This window comes from Acinetobacter sp. G18 (genome assembly GCF_052660225.1).
In genome coordinates this window covers 1670057-1688433 of sequence record NZ_CP109658.1, presented here as the reverse complement: position 1 = coordinate 1688433, position 18377 = coordinate 1670057, and the positions used below count along the sequence as shown (strand labels likewise).

The following is an 18377-nucleotide window of genomic DNA, read 5'->3' as shown; positions in this document are numbered from 1 at the left end:
TTGAGATGGATGAGAATAAAAGCAAAGCATTACAAGCCGCTTTGAGTCAAATTGAAAAGCAATTTGGCAAAAATACGGTTATGCGTCTCGGTGATAACACTGTTCAAGCAGTTGAAGCCGTATCTACAGGTTCTTTAACTTTAGACATCGCATTGGGGATTGGTGGTTTACCAAAAGGCCGTATTATCGAAATTTATGGTCCTGAATCTTCTGGTAAAACCACAATGACATTGCAAGCAATCGCCCAATGTCAAAAGTCTGGTGGTACATGTGCATTCATCGATGCCGAACATGCCCTAGATCCTCAATATGCACGTAAACTTGGTGTTGATATTGACAACCTACTTGTTTCACAACCTGATAATGGTGAACAAGCACTTGAAATCGCCGATATGCTTGTCCGTTCAGGCGCAATTGATTTAATCGTTGTGGACTCGGTAGCTGCCCTTACACCTAAAGCAGAGATCGAAGGTGAGATGGGTGATTCTCACATGGGTCTACAAGCTCGTCTTATGAGCCAAGCGCTTCGTAAAATTACAGGTAACGCTAAACGTTCAAACTGTATGGTTATCTTCATTAACCAGATTCGTATGAAAATTGGTGTTATGTTTGGTAGCCCAGAAACTACAACGGGTGGTAACGCTCTTAAGTTCTATGCGTCAGTTCGTTTAGATATTCGTCGTATCGGTCAAGTAAAAGAAGGCGACGAAATCGTTGGTTCAGAAACTAAAGTTAAAGTCGTTAAAAACAAAATGGCTCCTCCATTTAGAGAAGCTATTTTCCAAATCCTATATGGCAAAGGCACTAACCAACTTGGTGAACTTGTAGATTTGGCAGTTCAACAAGATATCGTTCAAAAAGCTGGTGCATGGTATTCATATCAAGGTAATAAAATTGGCCAAGGTAAGAATAACGTGATTCGTTATTTTGAAGAAAATAAGCAAATCGCTGAAGAGATTGAACGCAATATTCGAGAGCAATTGCTGACCACAGGTACAAATGGCGCAGTACAAGTTGAAGATGACGAAGAAGAGCCAGATCTATTATTAGAATCTTAATTATAGATGAGTCATAAAACGCCCTTCGGGGCGTTTTTTACAAGGAAACCTATATGTTCAAAAGAAACGACGAGCAATCTCAACAGCGTACCCCTCTTACTGGCCAGCGTTTACGATCATATGCTTTTGCTTTACTTACTCGCCGAGACTACTCTAAAGCAGAACTGATTGAGAAATTAGCCCGTTATGCACAAAATATAGAAGAAGTGAAACAACTCGTTGAAGAGTTATCTGAGCAAAACTATCAAAGCGACCAACGTGTTGCAGAGCAAATGCTTGCAAGTCAGATTCGTAAAGGTAAAGGTCCAAAACGCATTCAACAAGCTTTAAAAACCAAACAGATTGAGAACGATTTAATCGCTGATGAAATTCACGAAATTGATTGGGTAGAGCAAGCTTATCAGCTTAAAGTTAAGAAATTTGGAGAAATGGTTGAAAAAGACCCAAAACTTAAAGCAAAACAAATTAGATTTTTACAGTATAGAGGGTTTGATTTAGATGTAATTTTAAAAGCAATCCAAAGAAAATTGGATTAAAAGAAAGGTGGCAGCCCCACTAGCAAAACTTCGGCACATCATAGATCTGCTACCGTTGCTACCTTCCGGTCCTGGCGGGGTTCACAGAGTACAATTGCGAAGCCACCAGCGGGGCTACCATTGCAAAACAAAGTATAGAGATTTTTAAAAGAGATGCAACCCTTCTATACCGTTTTCAGCAAGTTTTTGTTTCGATTGATTAATTCATCAACAATAATCGCTTAAAATTTGAAAATGTAATTTTATGAGCTTAAGTTCTTTTTTCATTTTGCATAAAATATGCTTGAAGATTGTAAACTATCCTTGCATTTAAACTGTTAACTGTTTTAATTGCATTGATCAATGAAAAACCTTAGATATTTAGTGAATTGATTTTTATATTCCGGTGTTCAAGGTGGCTTTTATATAAAATTATGGATTTATACACATGCAAATGAAGAAGCATTCTTTATTATTTATTGCCTTAATGAGTACCACTTCTCTATACGCAAATATTCCTATCGAGTCTCGTGGTTTAAGTCAAAATGATGGTAGTGCATCTAATACTTCTTCAAGCAATATTTCAGTTCCCACCAATTTAAACTGGGAGTTGATGCAAAAAAATCAACAATTAGAGAATGATATCCGCACATTAAGAGGTCAATTAGAAGAACAAGCGAATGATATTGAGCAACTAAAGAAAGATCTAGCCAACCGCTATACAGACCTAGATCAACGTTTAGAGCTACTACATCAAAAAGTTGACCCAGACAGTGCGACCCAAGATGATAGCTCAAATACGACTGCCGATAGTAGCGCCACTACAAATACATCAGCACCTTCTTCTCAGCCTACAGATGGCAACAAAGTAGTTGCAGCTCCACCTACTCCAACCGCCTCTGGACAACAACCTAGCGCACCAGTAACAAACGCTCAACCAACCACTGCTGCTCAAAACCAGTCAAATCCACTTGAATTAGAAAAAGCCGCTTATACAGTAGCTTTAGATGCTTACAAACAAGGTGGAGCAAAAAAAGCTATTGCTCCAATGCAAAACTTTATTAAAAACCACCCTAATAGTATTTATACAGGTAATGCTTACTTTTGGTTAGCTGAATTTCATTTAGCCACAGACCCTGTGAACTACAATGAAGCGAAGAAAAACTATAATATTGTTGCGAATCAATATCCAAACTCTAGTAAAGCTCCTCGAGCATTGTATCAACTGTATAGTATTGCAAAGGATGTTGATAAGAATACTGCATCAGCAAACCAATATAAGAACAAATTACTTACGCAATACCCTAAATCTGAAGAAGTTAAATTCTTTAAAAAATAATTTAGACATAAAAAAAGACACTGTTTAACAGTGTCTTTTTTTATGTCTTATTAATTAGCGTACAATTCCACGCTCTGATTGCTCAATAGAATCAATTAATAATTGAGCTTCCGGAACAGAAGGCAAAATTTCACTTTTAATTTTTTCAACAGCTTGAACAGAGGTTAGTCCAGACTTAAATATCAATTTATAAGCTTCTCTTAAACCCTGAATTGTATTTTTAGACCAACCTTTTCTTCGCATACCTTCAGTATTTATACCAAAAGCATGAGCAGGATTACCAGAAGCCATCACATAGGCAGGTACATCTTTAAGAATTAATGAAGCACCACCAATCATGCTGTAAGAATCAATTTTACAGAATTGATGTATCCCAGAATTCCCGCCCACAATAACGTGATCACCAATATGTACATGCCCAGCGACACCAACATTATTAGCAAAAATATTATGGTCACCTACGATACAGTCATGTGCAATATGCGTGTTTACCATCAATAGATTATGGCTACCTATTTTGGTTAATGCATTATCCTGCACTGTGCCTCTATGTAAGCTGCAATGTTCGCGAATTAAATTATAGTTACCAATTTCAAGCCAAGTTTCTTCACCTTTATATTTGAGGTCTTGGCAAACTTCACCAACACTTGCAAATTGAAAGATTTCATTATTTTGGCCTATTCTGGTAAAACCACCTACTACCACATGAGAATGTAATTTAGTACCAGCACCAATAGTCACTTGAGGACCAATAACACAATAAGGTCCTATTTGAACATCTGCAGCAATTACTGCAGATGGATCAATAATGGCGGTAGAATGGATTAAATCGTGATTGCTCATGCCTGCTCTGTTTTTTGGTGTGAAATCATAATCTCAGCGGTTGCTGCTACAATGCCATCAACGCTAGCTGTACAATTATATTTGTAAATGCCGCGCTTCTGCATTACCAACTCAGATTTTAATACAAGTTGGTCACCTGCAACTACTTGTTTTTTAAATCTAACTCTTTCAGCACCAGCAAACAGGAACAAAGAACCTGGTTTTGGCGTTTCATTGTTCATAATAAAACCAAGAACACCTGAAACTTGAGCAAGTGCTTCAACAATTAGAACACCAGGCATAATTGGATATTCTGGGAAATGTCCTTGTAAGAACTCTTCATTGATAGAAACATTTTTATAACCAACAATACTATTGTCAGTAACTTCAGTCACACGATCAACCAACAAGAATGGATAACGATGCGGCAAATATTGACGAATCGTTTGAATCTGCATTGGTAATTCAGGGATGGCAAATTTAGGGGTAGTTGACTCGGTCATAATATTCTATTTACGCAAATTAAAAGTTGATTCAAGAGACTCTATTTGAGCTTGTATATGATCAAGTCGTTTAGTGATTTGGGTCAATGGCACATCTGCTAATTGTCGCAAGCGTACAACAGTCTTTTTCCAATGACTATTTTCAAATAATCCAATTCCCGATGAATAAGTTCCTGCAACAGAAATATTTTTTGTGACCATTGACATTGCAGTAAAAGTCACATTATCGGTAATTGAAAGGTGACCTGATACTCCACATGCTCCACCTAGAATACAGTTTTTGCCAATTTTTGTACTTCCAGCAATACCACACTTGGCTGCAATAGCAGTATTTGAACCAATATGAACGTTATGTGCAATTTGCACAAGGTTATCAATAATTACTCCATCTTCCAAAATTGTATTATCAAGTGCGCCTCTATCAATACTACAATTTGATCCAATTCGAACATCATTTCCAATTAAGACCGAACCTAGCTGAGCAATACGATGCCACTTACCTTGATATGGCGCAAAGCCAAAGCCCTCACCGCCAATCACAGTACTCGAGTGTACACGCACACGATCTTGTAATTTAGAGCTACCCGTAATGGTGACATGAGAATCGATAAAACAATCTTTTCCAACTTCTACATAATCATCAAGTTTAGTATGTGACTCAATGATCGTATTATCACCTACCACACAATTTTCACCAATAACCACATAGTGACCAATATATGCCGTTTCCGAAATAATAGCAGAAGGATGAATTTGAGCAGTGCTTTCTATCCCCGTTATGGAAACCTTTTTATCAAACACATGAGTCAAAATTGCAAATGCAAGGTAAGGATTTTCAACAATAATGAAATTATGTTTTTCTGGAAGAAGTTCTTTTAAAGTAGCTGTAACAATGAAGGCACCAGCATTACTCATTTTGGCTTGCTCAAGATATTTCTCACCATTTATAAAAGTAATATGGTTTGAATTAGCTTTTTCTAAACTTGCCAAGTTCGAAAGTTGAAGACTACCTTCACCAATTAGCTCACCTTGAACCAGATGAGCTAATTCATCTAAACGATATTGTTGCACTTTCATTAATTTATTTCATTGAATTAACCTTTTGAATCATTTTATCAGTTAAATCATACTTAGGGTCATAGGCAACAGTTGAATTTTTATTCAAAACAAAGTCAAGATTATTTTCTTTTCGTAACTGTTCAGCAGCTTGCTTAACTCTTGTTTCAAACGTTGTATTCATACTTTGTAAGCTAGTTTGAACTCTAGATTGTAAGCCTTGTTGTGTTGAGTTAAATTCATTTAGTTTCGATTGATACTGAGATTGCAATTTCTTAATATCATCTTCTTTCATTTTTTGGCCTTGAGTTTGAGCCTGACGTTGAAGTCCTTCTAACTCTTTACCAAGTTGTTCAAGCTTAGTTGTCGTTGGTTTTACTGACTGGTTTAGGCTTGCATTTTGTTGTTTCAAATAAGTACTACTTTCAACAACTTTAGCTAGATCAATTACACCATAACCAGCTGCATTAGCTGCTACAGAAGCTACCGTTAAACCCAACCCTAACATTAATGCATTTAATTTTTTCATATAAATAACTTTCCTTATTTCGTTGTTCAATGAAGTCGTACTTAGAAAGTACGACCAATTTCAAACTGGATTTCTTTAGTTTCATCACCCGGTTTATCATTTAACGGGAATGCATAGCTAAGTGACAGTGGCCCAATCATAGTAATCCAAGTTACACCCACACCCACGCTATAACGTAAATTACCTAAATCGAAGCCATAATTATCTTCACAATATTTCTTAACATCTGTAATTGTCTGGCCATTAATCATCATACCTTTATCGCCATACATAGAGTTATTAATATTACACTTAGTATCGAAAACCTGCCCACCTTCAGCAAACAGTACAGGACGTACCTGACGAGTCCAATCCCCTTTAAATGGCATAGGTAATGCTAACTCAGCCCCAAATTGAACAAGGGCATTACCCCCCACATTTTCTGGCGAAGAGTCATCTTTTTGATTTTCTTGTAAATTTACACTGGCATATTTAGGTCCCAAAGTACTATTGTCATAGCCTCGAACAGAACCGTAACCACCCGCATAAAAGTTCTTATAGAATGGTAAATCATTACCATAACCAAGCTTACCATAACCACGAAGTACAAAGCCTGAATTACCAATCGGTAAGAATGCTTGCGTATCATAAGTTAGTTTTTGATAGTCAACATCACTACCTGGTAAACCAATTTCAAGGCCTACTCGGTGAGACATACCTGATGTTGGGAAAATTGGTCTATTTAACGTATTATATGACCAACCTAAATTCAGGTTATATGTAAAAAATTCACCTTCAAATGCACTTCCATAAGTTGAAACTTTATCAGGTGGACAAGTTTCTCCAGTAGGTACATCCACTAAACAAGAAGTATTCGTTGAAGTGGTTTTTCCGCCATTCGCTAACAAATAATCTCTTACATAAGTAGATACAAACTGTCCTGTAGTTACCTTAGTATTATCAACACCAACAGAAGCACTTAAACTTTGGTTTTCATCAATAGGATAACCAAAACTTAAACTACCACCTAAACTATCGGTTACATAGTTATTAACGTTATAGTTATCATTTAGCTTAGTTTTACGATAATAAACGTTATAACCACGGCTTACTCCATCAATGGTGAAGTATGGGTCAGTGACACTTAAATTATAATAATCTTGAGTTTCTGAACGAGACAAATCAATTGCAACTCGGTTACCAGTACCCATGAAGTTGGTTTGACTAAGTCCTGCTTGGAACGTGATACCACCATTTTGCGAATAACCTACCGCCAATGTTGTGGTACCTGAATGTTGTTCTTCAACATTTACATTCAAATCGACTTGATCAGGTGAGTTTGGAATTCGGGCAGGTTTAATATCAACAGTTTTAAAGAAACCTGTACGCTCCAATCGAACTTTAGACAAGTCAATTTTTTCATTACTTGCCAAAGCGCCTTCCATCTGACGCATTTCACGACGTAATACTTCATCAGAAGTTTTACTATTACCAGTGAAATTAATACGACGTACGGTAACTTGCTGACCTGGATTAACATAATAATTTAGATCAACAACACCAGTTTCATTATTAATTTGCGGAACAATATTTACATCAGCAAAGTAATAACCTGCATTACCATACTTGCGCAAAAGTAATTGCTTAACAGCATTTACCTTTTCTTGAGAATAAGTATCGCCATCTTTATAAATTTTTAAGGCTTGTAATTCTTCAGGCTTATACAGTGCATCACCCAAAAATTTAGTTTGGCCAAATTTAAACTGATTACCTTCCTCAACTGCAACTTCAATAAAGATATGTTTTTTATCTTCACTAATATTAAGCTGAGAGTTATTAATATTGAAATTAATATAACCCTTGTTAAGGTACATAGCACGTAATGCTTCAAGGCTTGCGGCCATTTTTTCACGCGCATAGCGGTCATTACGTGTAACGATTGAAGCCCAGCCGCTTTCTTTAAGAGCAAATGCTTGCTTGATTTCACTGTCTTTAAAAACAGTATTACCAATTACATTGATATCAAAAACTTTTGCTGCCGTTCCTTCGTTGAAATTAATTTTTAATTCAACGCGATTATTTGGTCGCGCAACGGTATCAACAGTAACGCTAGCATCATAACGACCTTGTTGAGTGTATTGCTGCTCTAATTCTGTTTGAATGGTTTGCAAAGCAGATTTCTTAAAAACCTCACCCTCTGCAACACCCATTTTTTTAAGGCCTTGTTCTAACGCCTCTTTAGGAATAAGTTTATTACCCTTAAATTCAAGTTTTGAAATAATAGGGCGTTCAATAACATTAAAAACCAAAGTATCGTTATCTTTTGACGCTTTAATATCATCAAAAAGACCCGTGGCATACAATGTTCGAATTGCTTCGGCGATCATCGGCTCATTAACGCGATCGCCACTGTTGATTGGCAACATGGTATAAACATTTGCAGGAGTAAGACGGACTAAACCGTTTACACGAATATCTCTAACAACGAAATCATCAGCTGCATATGCTTGTTGTACCGCTGCCATAGCGCTAACAAGTGCCAAAGGCATTAAAAAATGTGTGTGCCGCATGCCAGTTTTTTCCAGTAAGTTATAAATCCATACACGTTTACAAACGCATAAAATCATTAAATAAAGCTAAAAGCATCATACTACCGAGCAGTACCATACCAATTTTCAGACCAAACATTTGTATTTGTTCAGAAACAGGCTTTCCTCGAATAGCTTCAATGATGTAATACACTAGATGACCACCATCTAACATTGGAATTGGTAATAAATTTAAAATTCCAAGACTTACACTCATCAATGCCATGAAAGAGATAAAAGTTTGCCATCCCATTTCTGCACTTTGCCCAGCTACTTTTGCAATAGTGATAGGTCCAGAAAGATTTTCTAATCCAATAAGTCCTTTTACCATTTTCACTATTGAATTCAAAATCATGCTAGAGATCTGGCCAGTTTTATCAAGAGCCATTTCAAAAGCTTGTATTGGAGTATATTGGATTGTTTGCTTATATTCGTCAGGAATTGTAATTTTTCCAGCGTCACTTTTTACACCAAGAACACCATTTACTTGTCCCATGTTATCGCGTTTTCCTTGTGGCATCACTTGCAAATGAACCAACTGTTGATGACGCAACACATCAATATTAAGTAACTTTTCTGGAGAGCGCTGAACAATCTCAACAACATCAAACCAATCTTTCATAGGCTGACCGTCAATCGCAACAATACGATCACCCACTTTCATTCCTTGACGAATTGCAGCACCATCTGCTGTTAAATCTGTTACAACAGCAGGAATTACAGGTCGATAAGGTAAGAAGCCTAATACATCGAGTGCAGATTCATTTTGGTTTTTTAAAAAATCTTTTATCGGCAATACAAAATTTTTCTCGGTGCCTGCACGATTTACATCGATATTTACAGTACCGGTTTCACCTACCCGATCGATCAAAGCAAAATTTAACTTTTCCCAAGTTGCTGTTTCTTTGCCATCAACAGCAATAATTTTATCACCAACATGTAACTGAGCAGCTGCAGCTGGCGAGTTTGGTATAATTTTACCGATTTTAGTATTTAATTGTTGTTGCGCTGGCAAAAATAAAACCCAAAAAAGTAATACGGCAAAAATCAAATTAATTAATGGCCCTGCCGCAACAATAGCTATACGTTTCCATGGTTTTTGACGGTTAAAAGCATATGGTAAATCTTGTTCTGCCACATTACCTTCTCGCTCGTCTAACATTTTAACGTAGCCACCTAAAGGTAAAGCAGAAAGCTGATATTTAATGCCGGACTTTTTAGAGGTCCATTTGAGTAAAGTTGGACCAAAACCAATTGAATAAACTAAAACTTTAACACCAAGTTTACGTGCAACCCAGTAATGACCAAACTCATGAATTGCAATTAACGGACCAAGTAAAAGAGCCGCTGCTGCAATCATAAAAAGAGCATTCATTTCAGCCTCCAATACTTGATATATATTGTTGAGCTACTGAGCGAGCCATTTTATCTTTATCTAAAATGCACTCAATGCTCTCAGCGGCTGCATTCTCTAAATCTTGCAAAGTATGCTCTACCACTTGCGGAATATGTGTAAATCCAATCCTTTCCTTTAAGAATGCTTCAACAGCAATTTCATTCGCTGCATTCAAAATGGTAGGCGCCAAACCTCCTGCACGCATTGCTTGTCTTGCAAGATTTAGTGCAGGAAATTTTTGGGTATCCGGAGCTTGAAAATTAAGTTGAGAATACTCAAATAAATCTAAAGCAGGAACACTTGTTTGTAAACGCTCAGGCCATGCTAATGCATGTGCTATTGGCGTACACATATCAGGATTACCCATTTGTGCTAATGTTGAACCATCAACATACTGCACCATAGAGTGAATAATACTTTGTGGGTGAACAACAACTGTAACAAAATGTTCAGATATTGAAAACAAATGACATGCTTCGATTAACTCTAACCCTTTATTCATAAGAGTGGCTGAGTCAACTGAGATTTTTTGGCCCATAGACCAGTTTGGATGTTTACATGCTTGTTGTGGTGTTACATGTTCCAATTGTTCTAGGGAATGATTTAAAAAGGGACCACCAGATGCCGTCAGTAGTATTTTGGATACACCTAATTGTGGTTGCCCAGTTCTCTCAACTTCTAAATAATTATGAGGTAATGACTGGAAAATAGCATTATGTTCTGAATCCACTGGCAATAACAATGCTTGATGATCAAGAGCAGCTTGCATCATGATTTCACCAGACATCACCAATGCTTCTTTATTTGCAAGCAATACTCGTTTACCTGCTTTAACAGCTGCCAAAGTAGGTAAAAGACCTGCAGCACCTACAATTGCAGCCATTACAATATCAACGTCAGAATGTGATGCAATATCAATCAGACCATCTTGCCCAACTAAAATCTCAATGTCTTCTATGTTTTGTTGCGCAAATAATGTTTTTAATTCAGCTATCTTCAGTTCAGGAACAACAACAACTTTAGGGCGAAACTGTTTGCAGATTTCAACAAGTTCAGAAATTCGACTATGTGCCGAAACTGCAAAGACTGAATACTTATCTGGATGCTGACTTAAAATTTTTAAGGTACTTTGCCCAATAGAACCAGTTACACCCAATATGCAAACAGATTGTGTCATCTATAAATCTACACCAATAAGCTTTAATATATACATTCCCGTTGCAAAAATCGGGGCTGCTGCGAGTAAAGAATCAATACGATCCAACACACCACCATGACCAGGCAACACACGGCCAGAGTCTTTAATACCAGCACGACGTTTGATCATTGATTCAAACAAATCACCTAATACTGAACCAAATACTGTAATTAAAGATAAGATCAGGAATAAAAGTTGTTGAACCCAAGTTAGGTTTAAATATTGATATTGCACTACAAGCATGACAATCACTGTAGTTAAAATACCACCATACAATCCTTCTACCGATTTATTTGGACTTACTGTGGGTGCCAATTTTCTTTTACCAAATTTGCGACCTACAAAGTAAGCTCCACTATCTGCACCCCATACAAGCAAGAACAAATACATCAACCACCATGGTGAGCTTTGCCATACTACAAAGATTGCAGTCACTGCTGCACAGATAAGAATTAAACCAATAATATAGAGAGTCGCGTTATACCAACCATCAAATTCAGGAAAAGACTTAACCCAATATACACTAACGAGCCAAGTTAAAATTGAAGCAGACCATAGCAACAATGCAATGTCATGAAAGAATAAGGCAACACCAGAAACAAAGGCAACAAGTAGACCATAACCCCATGCTCTAGGCTTTACTACCGCACCAGCTTCATGAGGCATTAACTTATACCATTCATATCCCGCAACCGCTGCCGCCACAATCATAAGTACCAACATTGGATAATGTGATTGCGTAGCAAACATACAGCCCAAAACAACTGCAACAAGTACCAATGCGGTAACAATCCGCTCTAACATTATAATTTCTCGATTTTCTCTTGCTGAATTTGTTCAGATGTTTTACCGAAACGACGTTCACGCCCTGAAAACACATTCAGTGCATGATCGAATTCCTCGACTGTAAATTCCGGCCATAATGTATCCGTAAAATACAGTTCCGCATAAGCTGCTTGCCACAACAAGAAGTTAGATATACGGAAATCTCCACCTGTACGGATCAACAAGTCCACAGCTGGCAGATCGTTTAGACTGACATATTTTCCGAACAAATCAACATTTATTTGATCAGCGTCAATTTCACCACGAGAAACTGCTTGTGCAACCTCTTTAGCTGCATTTGCAATATCCCACATACCACCATAGCTAATCGCAATAGTTAATGTCATGGCGTCATGATGTACTGTTTGTTGCTCTGCATCTTCCATTAAGGCAACTAAATGTGAAGGTAATCTAGAACGATCCCCTATAAAACGCAAAGCAATATTGAATTTTTTCATGCGAGGTATTTGCTCATGAATCGTTTCTTCAAGAAGCTTCATAAGCAGATCGACTTCATATTGTGGTCGATTCCAATTTTCACTCGAAAATGCAAAAACAGTTAAAGCACGGACGCTAGTTTTTATACAATGCTCAACAATAGGATCAAGAATATTTTTACCTTCTCGATGCCCATCGCCTTTTTGCATTTGATTTTTCTTGGCAAAGCGGTTGTTGCCATCCATGATGATGGCAACATGCTGAGGAAGATGATACTCTTCTGATTCGGTCATAAAATTAGACCTTCATCAATTCTGCTTCTTTCGCTGCAAGACGCTTATCTACTTCTGCAACATATTTATCAGTAATTTTCTGAATATCATCACCTGCACGACGTTCATCATCTTCAGAGATTTCTTTCTCTTTCAAGAGTGCCTTGATATCACCTAAAACATCACGACGAATGTTACGAATAGCAACTTTTGCATTTTCAGCTTCACTGCGTGCAACTTTTTGCATATCACGGCGTGTTTCTTCAGTTAAAGCTGGTAAAGGCACACGAATTGAATCAGCAGTAATAGGGTTTAAACCTAAATCACTTTCACGAATTGCCTTATCAATTGCAGAAACCATTGTACGTTCAAATGGTTGAACGATAAGCGTACGAGAATCTTCAACACCAACGTTCGCTACTTGGTTTAAAGGCACATCAGAACCATAGTAAGGAACCATTACCCCATTTAAAATTGATGGGTGTGCACGGCCGGTACGAACTTTATTAAACCCTTGTTCCAAAGACTCAAGAGTTTTCATCATACGCTGTTCGCTGTCTTTTTTCAGATCGTTAATCATATGATCTTCCTTACTTATTTATTCAAGGATGTATATAACAAATTTAATTTAGCGCTAGTATAAAGAGCTTTGCAGCACACGTACATTATTTAGTAACGCGCGTACCCTCTTTTTCACCCATCACAACTGATAAAAGCGCACCAGATTTATTCATATCAAATACTTGCAATGGCACATTGTGGTCACGGCATAGGCAAATTGCTGTTAAATCCATAACGCCTAGCTTCTCATCCAACACTTGATCAAATGTTAAATGATCATATTTCACTGCATCTTCGTATTTGCTTGGGTCTTTATTATAGACACCGTCTACTTTGGTTGCTTTCAAAATTAAATTTGCTTCAATTTCAATACCACGTAGACATGCTGCTGTATCAGTTGTAAAGAATGGATTACCTGTTCCTGCAACGAAAACACAAACTTCGCCTTGGCTTAAATGACGGATTGCATCACGGCTTGAATATGACTCTACAACAGTACCAATTGGTAATGCAGACATAAGACGAGTTCTAATGTTTCGACGCACTAATGCATCACGCATTGCCAAACCATTCATGACAGTTGCAAGCATACCCATCTGGTCACCTGTTACGCGGCCAACTAAGCCATCTTTTTGTAACTGGCTACCACGATATAAGTTACCGCCACCAACAACGATACCTACTTGCACACCCAAGCCCACCAAATGTGCAATAGAAAGTGACATCTGATCTAAAACTTGAGCATCAATACCCATATCTTTATTACCTGATAATGCCTCACCAGATAATTTTAATAAAATTCGTGAATAACGGGGGCTTATTGTTTCCGCCATGATTTTGCTCCAAGACCTCTTAAACTGAATGCTTTTTGAATCGTGATTCGATTAGACCGATTTAATTTTAATTAACTTTGCAAATAAGTCGTATTCATCCGCATCGGTAATTTCGACTTCCAACATATCGCCTGGTTGAATCGTGCTCTTATCGATATCTTCTACGAAGACATTACCGTCAATTTCCGGAGCATCGGCATAAGAACGTGCAACAGCAACAGGATATTCATCTTCCAAATCATCGACTAATACAGTCATCGTTTGACCGATACGTTTTTGTAATTTGGCAGCAGATATTTGCTGCTGCACTTGCATAAAGCGCTCGTAACGCTCTTGCTTAATTTCTTCTGGCACATGATCTGGTAAATCATTGGCCGTAGCGCCTTCTACTGGTGAGTAAGTAAAGCAGCCTACACGATCAAGTTGAGCTTCAACTAACCAATCTAGCAAAATCTGGAAATCTTCTTCAGTTTCGCCTGGAAAACCAACCACAAAAGTAGAACGGATCACAAGATCCGGGCATTTTTCACGCCACAATTTAATTTTTTCTAGAGTATTTTCACTATGCGCCGGACGCTTCATTAATTTAAGAACACGTGGGCTCGCATGTTGGAATGGAATATCTAGATAAGGCAGGATTTTACCCTGAGCCATCAAATCAATCACAGCATCAACATGTGGATATGGATATACATAATGTAGACGCACCCAAATTCCAAGCTGACCAAGTGCTTCACACATGTCAAAGAATTTGGTTTTTACTGGCTGCCCGTTCCAAAAATCCAACTTATATTTAGTATCTACACCATAAGCTGAAGTATCTTGTGAAATAACCAATATTTCTTTCACACCTGCGCGTTTTAACGCAGCTGCTTCTTCTAACACGCTACCAACTGGACGTGATACTAAATCACCACGCATGCTCGGGATAATACAGAAGGTACAACGGTGGTTACAGCCTTCAGATATTTTTAAATAAGCATAATGCTTAGGCGTTAAACGGATACCTTGTTCAGGAACAAGATCAATAAAAGGATTATGTTTCGGCGGTGCTGGTACATATTCATGTACAGCTTCCATTACGTCCTGGTAAGCTGCTGCACCAGTAACCTTTAAAACGTTCGGATGCATTTGACGAATTTTATCTTCGTCCTTACCTAAGCATCCTGTAACGATTACTCGACCATTTTCACTCATGGCCTCGCCAATTGCATCTAGCGACTCTTGTACCGCAGATTCAATAAAACCACAGGTATTAACAACTACTAAATCAGCACCATCATAATCTGATGCAACTTGATAACCTTCAGTCTTTAACTGAGTTAAAATTCGTTCAGAATCTACCAATGCCTTAGGACAACCTAAAGAAACAAAACCGACTTTGGGGGTCTTCATGAATCTGCGCTCCACTTGAATGCGCGTATTGTATGTCTTTTCTCGTCTCACGCATAGGTGGAAACCCCACTCTTTGTGTAATGCACCAAAATACAACCAATATTTGCACCAAAACCCAATATTGCACCAAGTTGGAACATGTTATTATTAGCAAGCAGGCTGCTATTTTTGACCAAAAGATATTAAGAACGATTTTAGCGCGCTTTAATTACGCTTGAAACCTCAAAATAATCCATAAACAAAGTTGGCGTACATTTTGCATCATTCATGTTCTATAACGGTGAATACCGATAACCAATGAAGATGCCATTGCGCCATTTTAAGACAGGAACGATTCGCTAATGGATCAACACGCACCTATCGACTATCGCCTTTTGGTAGACAATTTAACTACTGCGATTTTATTAATCGATAGTAATTTTAATATTTTTTATTTGAATTCAGCTTGCGAAGCACTTTTCGACATTAGTTTGCTACGTGCTTCTGGGCAGCCGGTTTTAAATTTACTTCATGCGCCCGATGATACCTTTAATACACATGAAGCTTTACTCAATACTTTAAAAACAGGACAACCTTATACACGTCGTGAAGCTGTGATTAATGTCAACTTTAAAGACTTACATGTTGATTATACGGTTTCACAATTAAATGCAGGTAAAAGTTACCATCCGCTTTTACTTATTGAGTTAAATCCAATTGACCGTATGTTGAAAATTTCTAAAGAAGAAAACTTAATTCAACAACATCAAGTAGCTAGACAGTTGGTTCGAGGCGTTGCTCACGAAATTAAAAATCCGCTGGCTGGGATACGAGGTGCCACTCAATTACTTGCTCGGAGCTTGAATGACGAGAGTTATGCAGAATTTACAGATGTTATTATTAATGAAGTAGATCGTCTTACCAATTTGGCTGACACTATGTTAGGTTCAAGACAACTGCCGAGTTATGAGAACGTAAATGTTCATGAACCTTTGGAACGAGTTCGATCTTTAATTGCAAACCAAACCAAGAAAAAAATTAAAATTACGCGTGACTATGATTTGTCTTTGCCAGATGTGAATGCTGACCGAGACCAATTAATTCAAGTTATGCTCAATATTAGCGTTAATGCCATTCAAGCGATTACAGAAAATAAGTCATTTTTTATAGATCAAGAACCCGAATTAATTTTACGTACCCGAATTCAACGTCTAGTCACTATTAATGGTGTGCTCAACCGCTCGGCGGTTCGAGTTGATATTGAAGACAATGGACCGGGTATTCCAGAAAGCATTTTAGAATCTGTGTTTTACCCGTTGGTTACAGGGCGAGCAAAAGGTACAGGGCTTGGCCTGAGTATTGCACAGAACATTATGCATCAACATAACGGAATGATTGAATGCCAATCAGTTCCTGGAAAAACAATGTTTAGCTTATATTTACCTTGGGAGTCAGACCGTGTCGCGAAATAAAATATGGGTTATTGATGACGATCGCGCCATGCGATGGGTACTTGAAAAGACCTTTAAAGAAGAAGGATTTGACGTCACCAATTTTGAAGAAGCTCAAACAGCACTCGAACGTTTACATCATGATGCGCCCGATGTCATCTTAACTGACATCCGTATGCCTGGTATCGATGGGTTGACTTTTTTATCCAAAGTAAAAAACACACACCCCGACTTACCCGTCATTATTATGACAGCTCATTCAGACTTAGAGTCAGCTGTATCAAGCTATCAAACTGGTGCGTTTGAATATTTACCAAAGCCATTTGATATTGATGAAGCTTTAGCTTTAGTCAATCGTGCGATTTTGCATATCAATAAATTGCAGCAGCAAGAAGCTACAAAAACTGCTTCTCCTCTACAATCGACAGAAATTATTGGTGAATCTCCTGCCATGCAAGAGGTTTTCCGAGCAATTGGGCGGTTATCGCAATCACACATTACCGTTTTAATTAATGGCGAGTCAGGAACTGGTAAAGAACTCGTTGCACATGCTTTACACAAGCACTCACCACGCCGTGCCAAACCATTTATTGCACTAAACATGGCAGCAATTCCGAAAGACTTAATCGAAACGGAATTATTTGGTCATGAAAAAGGTGCTTTTACTGGCGCAAACACTCAACATCAAGGTCGTTTTGAACAAGCCAATGGCGGAACTCTCTTTCTTGATGAAATTGGTGACATGCCATTTGAAACACAGACTCGTTTACTTCGCGTACTTGCAGATGGTGAATTTTATCGAGTTGGTGGACATATCCCTGTTAAAGTTGATGTACGAATTGTCGCTGCGACACACCAAGATTTAGAAAAATTGGTGAATGAAGGTCGATTCCGTGAAGACTTATATCACCGTTTAAATGTAATTCGTATTCATATTCCTAAGCTTGCGCATCGTAGCGAAGATATACCAATGCTTGCTCAACACTTCTTGGCCCGTGCAGGCAAAGAGTTAGGTGTAAGTCCAAAGATTTTACGTACTGAAACAACAGACTATATGCAACAACTGCCATGGCCAGGTAACGTACGTCAGCTTGAAAATACCTGCCGTTGGTTAACTGTCATGATTACTGGTCGTGAAGTTTATCCAGAAGATTTACCTTCTGAACTAAAACAAGTGCCACTTCAAAAAACTAGTGAAACAAGTCAGCCAGCCCCGTCTTTTGAGCGTATTTCTTTACATCATTGGGATGAATTGCTAAACCAATGGGCGATTCAAAAGCTCAAAAATGGCGAAATGAAGATTTTAGATATTGCAACACCAATGTTTGAACGCACATTAATTAATGCTGCCCTACAACAAACTCGTGGACGCAAACGTCATGCAGCTGAACTATTAGGTTGGGGACGGAACACCCTAACCCGAAAGTTAAAGGAACTAGGAATGGATTCTGCTGATGACGATGATGAGGACGAACATAAAGTAACTTTGTCTGAAGCTTAATTGTAAAATACATAACAAGAGCGGCTAATTGATTTTAGCCGCTTTTTATTTATATCTATTGATAAGGAAATTAATCTTTAAATTAAAACGTGAACATATAGTTACATCACTAAAAAACTCCAAAAGATCGTGTAAGCTT

At 37.9% G+C, this 18377-nt stretch carries 17 protein-coding genes and 1 other RNA gene; 5 read left to right on the top strand and 13 right to left on the bottom strand.

Going from position 1 to position 18377, the window contains the following annotated elements; all coding sequences use genetic code 11:
* Positions 1-5: 5 nt before the first annotated feature.
* Positions 6-1058, top strand: a complete 1053-nt coding sequence (gene recA, locus NE363_RS08070; protein ID WP_004701217.1) for a recombinase RecA — start codon at positions 6-8, stop codon at positions 1056-1058.
* A gap of 53 nt (positions 1059-1111) precedes the next feature.
* Positions 1112-1594, top strand: coding sequence for a regulatory protein RecX (locus tag NE363_RS08065; protein ID WP_445536225.1), 483 nt, complete (start codon positions 1112-1114; stop codon positions 1592-1594).
* A 14-nt stretch (positions 1595-1608) separates the two neighbouring features.
* On the opposite strand, the gene ffs is transcribed toward NE363_RS08065, so the two are convergent.
* An RNA gene (ffs, locus tag NE363_RS08060) (signal recognition particle sRNA small type) lies at positions 1609-1705 on the bottom strand.
* Positions 1706-2021: 316 nt separating this feature from the next.
* Here ffs and NE363_RS08055 point away from each other — a divergent pair.
* Entirely contained in the window at positions 2022-2912 is an 891-nt protein-coding gene (locus tag NE363_RS08055) for a YbgF trimerization domain-containing protein (RefSeq protein WP_445536224.1), read from the top strand.
* Between the two features lie 54 nt (positions 2913-2966).
* On the opposite strand, the gene lpxA is transcribed toward NE363_RS08055, so the two are convergent.
* The 12 genes from lpxA to rimO form a co-directional block, all read right to left on the bottom strand.
* Positions 2967-3755, bottom strand: coding sequence for an acyl-ACP--UDP-N-acetylglucosamine O-acyltransferase (gene lpxA / locus NE363_RS08050; protein ID WP_445536223.1), 789 nt, complete (start codon positions 3753-3755; stop codon positions 2967-2969).
* The gene (fabZ, locus tag NE363_RS08045; protein WP_000140523.1) at positions 3752-4237 is read right to left on the bottom strand and encodes a 3-hydroxyacyl-ACP dehydratase FabZ; all 486 of its coding nucleotides are present in this window, start codon (positions 4235-4237) and stop codon (positions 3752-3754) included. The genes lpxA and fabZ overlap by 4 nt, the downstream gene beginning before the upstream one ends.
* 6 nt (positions 4238-4243) lie before the next feature.
* Positions 4244-5314, bottom strand: coding sequence for a UDP-3-O-(3-hydroxymyristoyl)glucosamine N-acyltransferase (gene lpxD, locus NE363_RS08040; protein WP_004701209.1), 1071 nt, complete (start codon positions 5312-5314; stop codon positions 4244-4246).
* A 4-nt stretch (positions 5315-5318) separates the two neighbouring features.
* The gene (locus tag NE363_RS08035; protein ID WP_004701206.1) at positions 5319-5822 is read right to left on the bottom strand and encodes an OmpH family outer membrane protein; all 504 of its coding nucleotides are present in this window, start codon (positions 5820-5822) and stop codon (positions 5319-5321) included.
* A 41-nt stretch (positions 5823-5863) separates the two neighbouring features.
* Positions 5864-8371 (bottom strand): outer membrane protein assembly factor BamA, encoded by a 2508-nt coding sequence (gene bamA, locus NE363_RS08030; protein WP_445536222.1) that lies wholly within the window; start codon positions 8369-8371, stop codon positions 5864-5866.
* A 37-nt stretch (positions 8372-8408) separates the two neighbouring features.
* Positions 8409-9764, bottom strand: a complete 1356-nt coding sequence (rseP, locus tag NE363_RS08025; protein ID WP_004701202.1) for an RIP metalloprotease RseP — start codon at positions 9762-9764, stop codon at positions 8409-8411.
* Position 9765: 1 nt separating this feature from the next.
* A complete protein-coding gene (gene ispC / locus NE363_RS08020; RefSeq protein WP_445536221.1) occupies positions 9766-10962 on the bottom strand; it encodes a 1-deoxy-D-xylulose-5-phosphate reductoisomerase in 1197 nt (398 codons plus the stop codon).
* Entirely contained in the window at positions 10963-11787 is an 825-nt protein-coding gene (locus tag NE363_RS08015; RefSeq protein WP_445536220.1) for a phosphatidate cytidylyltransferase, read from the bottom strand. It abuts the gene before it with no gap.
* A complete protein-coding gene (uppS, locus tag NE363_RS08010) occupies positions 11787-12539 on the bottom strand; it encodes a polyprenyl diphosphate synthase (protein WP_019458734.1) in 753 nt (250 codons plus the stop codon). Before uppS ends, NE363_RS08015 begins: the two co-directional genes overlap by 1 nt.
* A gap of 4 nt (positions 12540-12543) precedes the next feature.
* On the bottom strand, positions 12544-13098 hold the full coding sequence (frr, locus tag NE363_RS08005) for a ribosome recycling factor (RefSeq protein WP_004701195.1): 555 nt from the start codon (positions 13096-13098) through the stop codon (positions 12544-12546).
* Positions 13099-13183: 85 nt separating this feature from the next.
* Positions 13184-13912: a UMP kinase gene (gene pyrH / locus NE363_RS08000; RefSeq protein ID WP_000852257.1), complete on the bottom strand. Its 729-nt coding sequence runs from the start codon at positions 13910-13912 to the stop codon at positions 13184-13186.
* 51 nt (positions 13913-13963) lie between these two features.
* Positions 13964-15307, bottom strand: coding sequence for a 30S ribosomal protein S12 methylthiotransferase RimO (gene rimO, locus NE363_RS07995; protein ID WP_445536219.1), 1344 nt, complete (start codon positions 15305-15307; stop codon positions 13964-13966).
* Between the two features lie 341 nt (positions 15308-15648).
* On the opposite strand from rimO, the gene glnL reads away from it, so the two are divergent.
* Positions 15649-16758 carry a nitrogen regulation protein NR(II) gene (gene glnL, locus NE363_RS07990; protein WP_004701192.1) on the top strand — a complete coding sequence of 370 codons (1110 nt, stop codon included), beginning with the start codon at positions 15649-15651 and terminating at the stop codon, positions 16756-16758.
* On the top strand, positions 16745-18238 hold the full coding sequence (glnG, locus tag NE363_RS07985) for a nitrogen regulation protein NR(I) (RefSeq protein ID WP_445536218.1): 1494 nt from the start codon (positions 16745-16747) through the stop codon (positions 18236-18238). The genes glnL and glnG overlap by 14 nt, the downstream gene beginning before the upstream one ends.
* Positions 18239-18377: the final 139 nt, after the last annotated feature.

Bases quoted from the DNA above. Each gene is read 5' to 3' on its own strand.
- recA (WP_004701217.1), top strand. From the start codon at position 6: ATGGATGAGAATAAAAGCAAAGCATTACAAGCCGCTTTGAGTCAAATT.
- NE363_RS08065 (WP_445536225.1), top strand. From the start codon at position 1,112: ATGTTCAAAAGAAACGACGAGCAATCTCAACAGCGTACCCCTCTTACT.
- NE363_RS08055 (WP_445536224.1), top strand. From the start codon at position 2,022: ATGCAAATGAAGAAGCATTCTTTATTATTTATTGCCTTAATGAGTACC.
- lpxA (WP_445536223.1), bottom strand. From the start codon at position 3,755: ATGAGCAATCACGATTTAATCCATTCTACCGCCATTATTGATCCATCT.
- fabZ (WP_000140523.1), bottom strand. From the start codon at position 4,237: ATGACCGAGTCAACTACCCCTAAATTTGCCATCCCTGAATTACCAATG.
- lpxD (WP_004701209.1), bottom strand. From the start codon at position 5,314: ATGAAAGTGCAACAATATCGTTTAGATGAATTAGCTCATCTGGTTCAA.
- NE363_RS08035 (WP_004701206.1), bottom strand. From the start codon at position 5,822: ATGAAAAAATTAAATGCATTAATGTTAGGGTTGGGTTTAACGGTAGCT.
- bamA (WP_445536222.1), bottom strand. From the start codon at position 8,371: ATGCGGCACACACATTTTTTAATGCCTTTGGCACTTGTTAGCGCTATG.
- rseP (WP_004701202.1), bottom strand. From the start codon at position 9,764: ATGAATGCTCTTTTTATGATTGCAGCAGCGGCTCTTTTACTTGGTCCG.
- ispC (WP_445536221.1), bottom strand. From the start codon at position 10,962: ATGACACAATCTGTTTGCATATTGGGTGTAACTGGTTCTATTGGGCAA.
- NE363_RS08015 (WP_445536220.1), bottom strand. From the start codon at position 11,787: ATGTTAGAGCGGATTGTTACCGCATTGGTACTTGTTGCAGTTGTTTTG.
- uppS (WP_019458734.1), bottom strand. From the start codon at position 12,539: ATGACCGAATCAGAAGAGTATCATCTTCCTCAGCATGTTGCCATCATC.
- frr (WP_004701195.1), bottom strand. From the start codon at position 13,098: ATGATTAACGATCTGAAAAAAGACAGCGAACAGCGTATGATGAAAACT.
- pyrH (WP_000852257.1), bottom strand. From the start codon at position 13,912: ATGGCGGAAACAATAAGCCCCCGTTATTCACGAATTTTATTAAAATTA.
- rimO (WP_445536219.1), bottom strand. From the start codon at position 15,307: ATGAAGACCCCCAAAGTCGGTTTTGTTTCTTTAGGTTGTCCTAAGGCA.
- glnL (WP_004701192.1), top strand. From the start codon at position 15,649: ATGGATCAACACGCACCTATCGACTATCGCCTTTTGGTAGACAATTTA.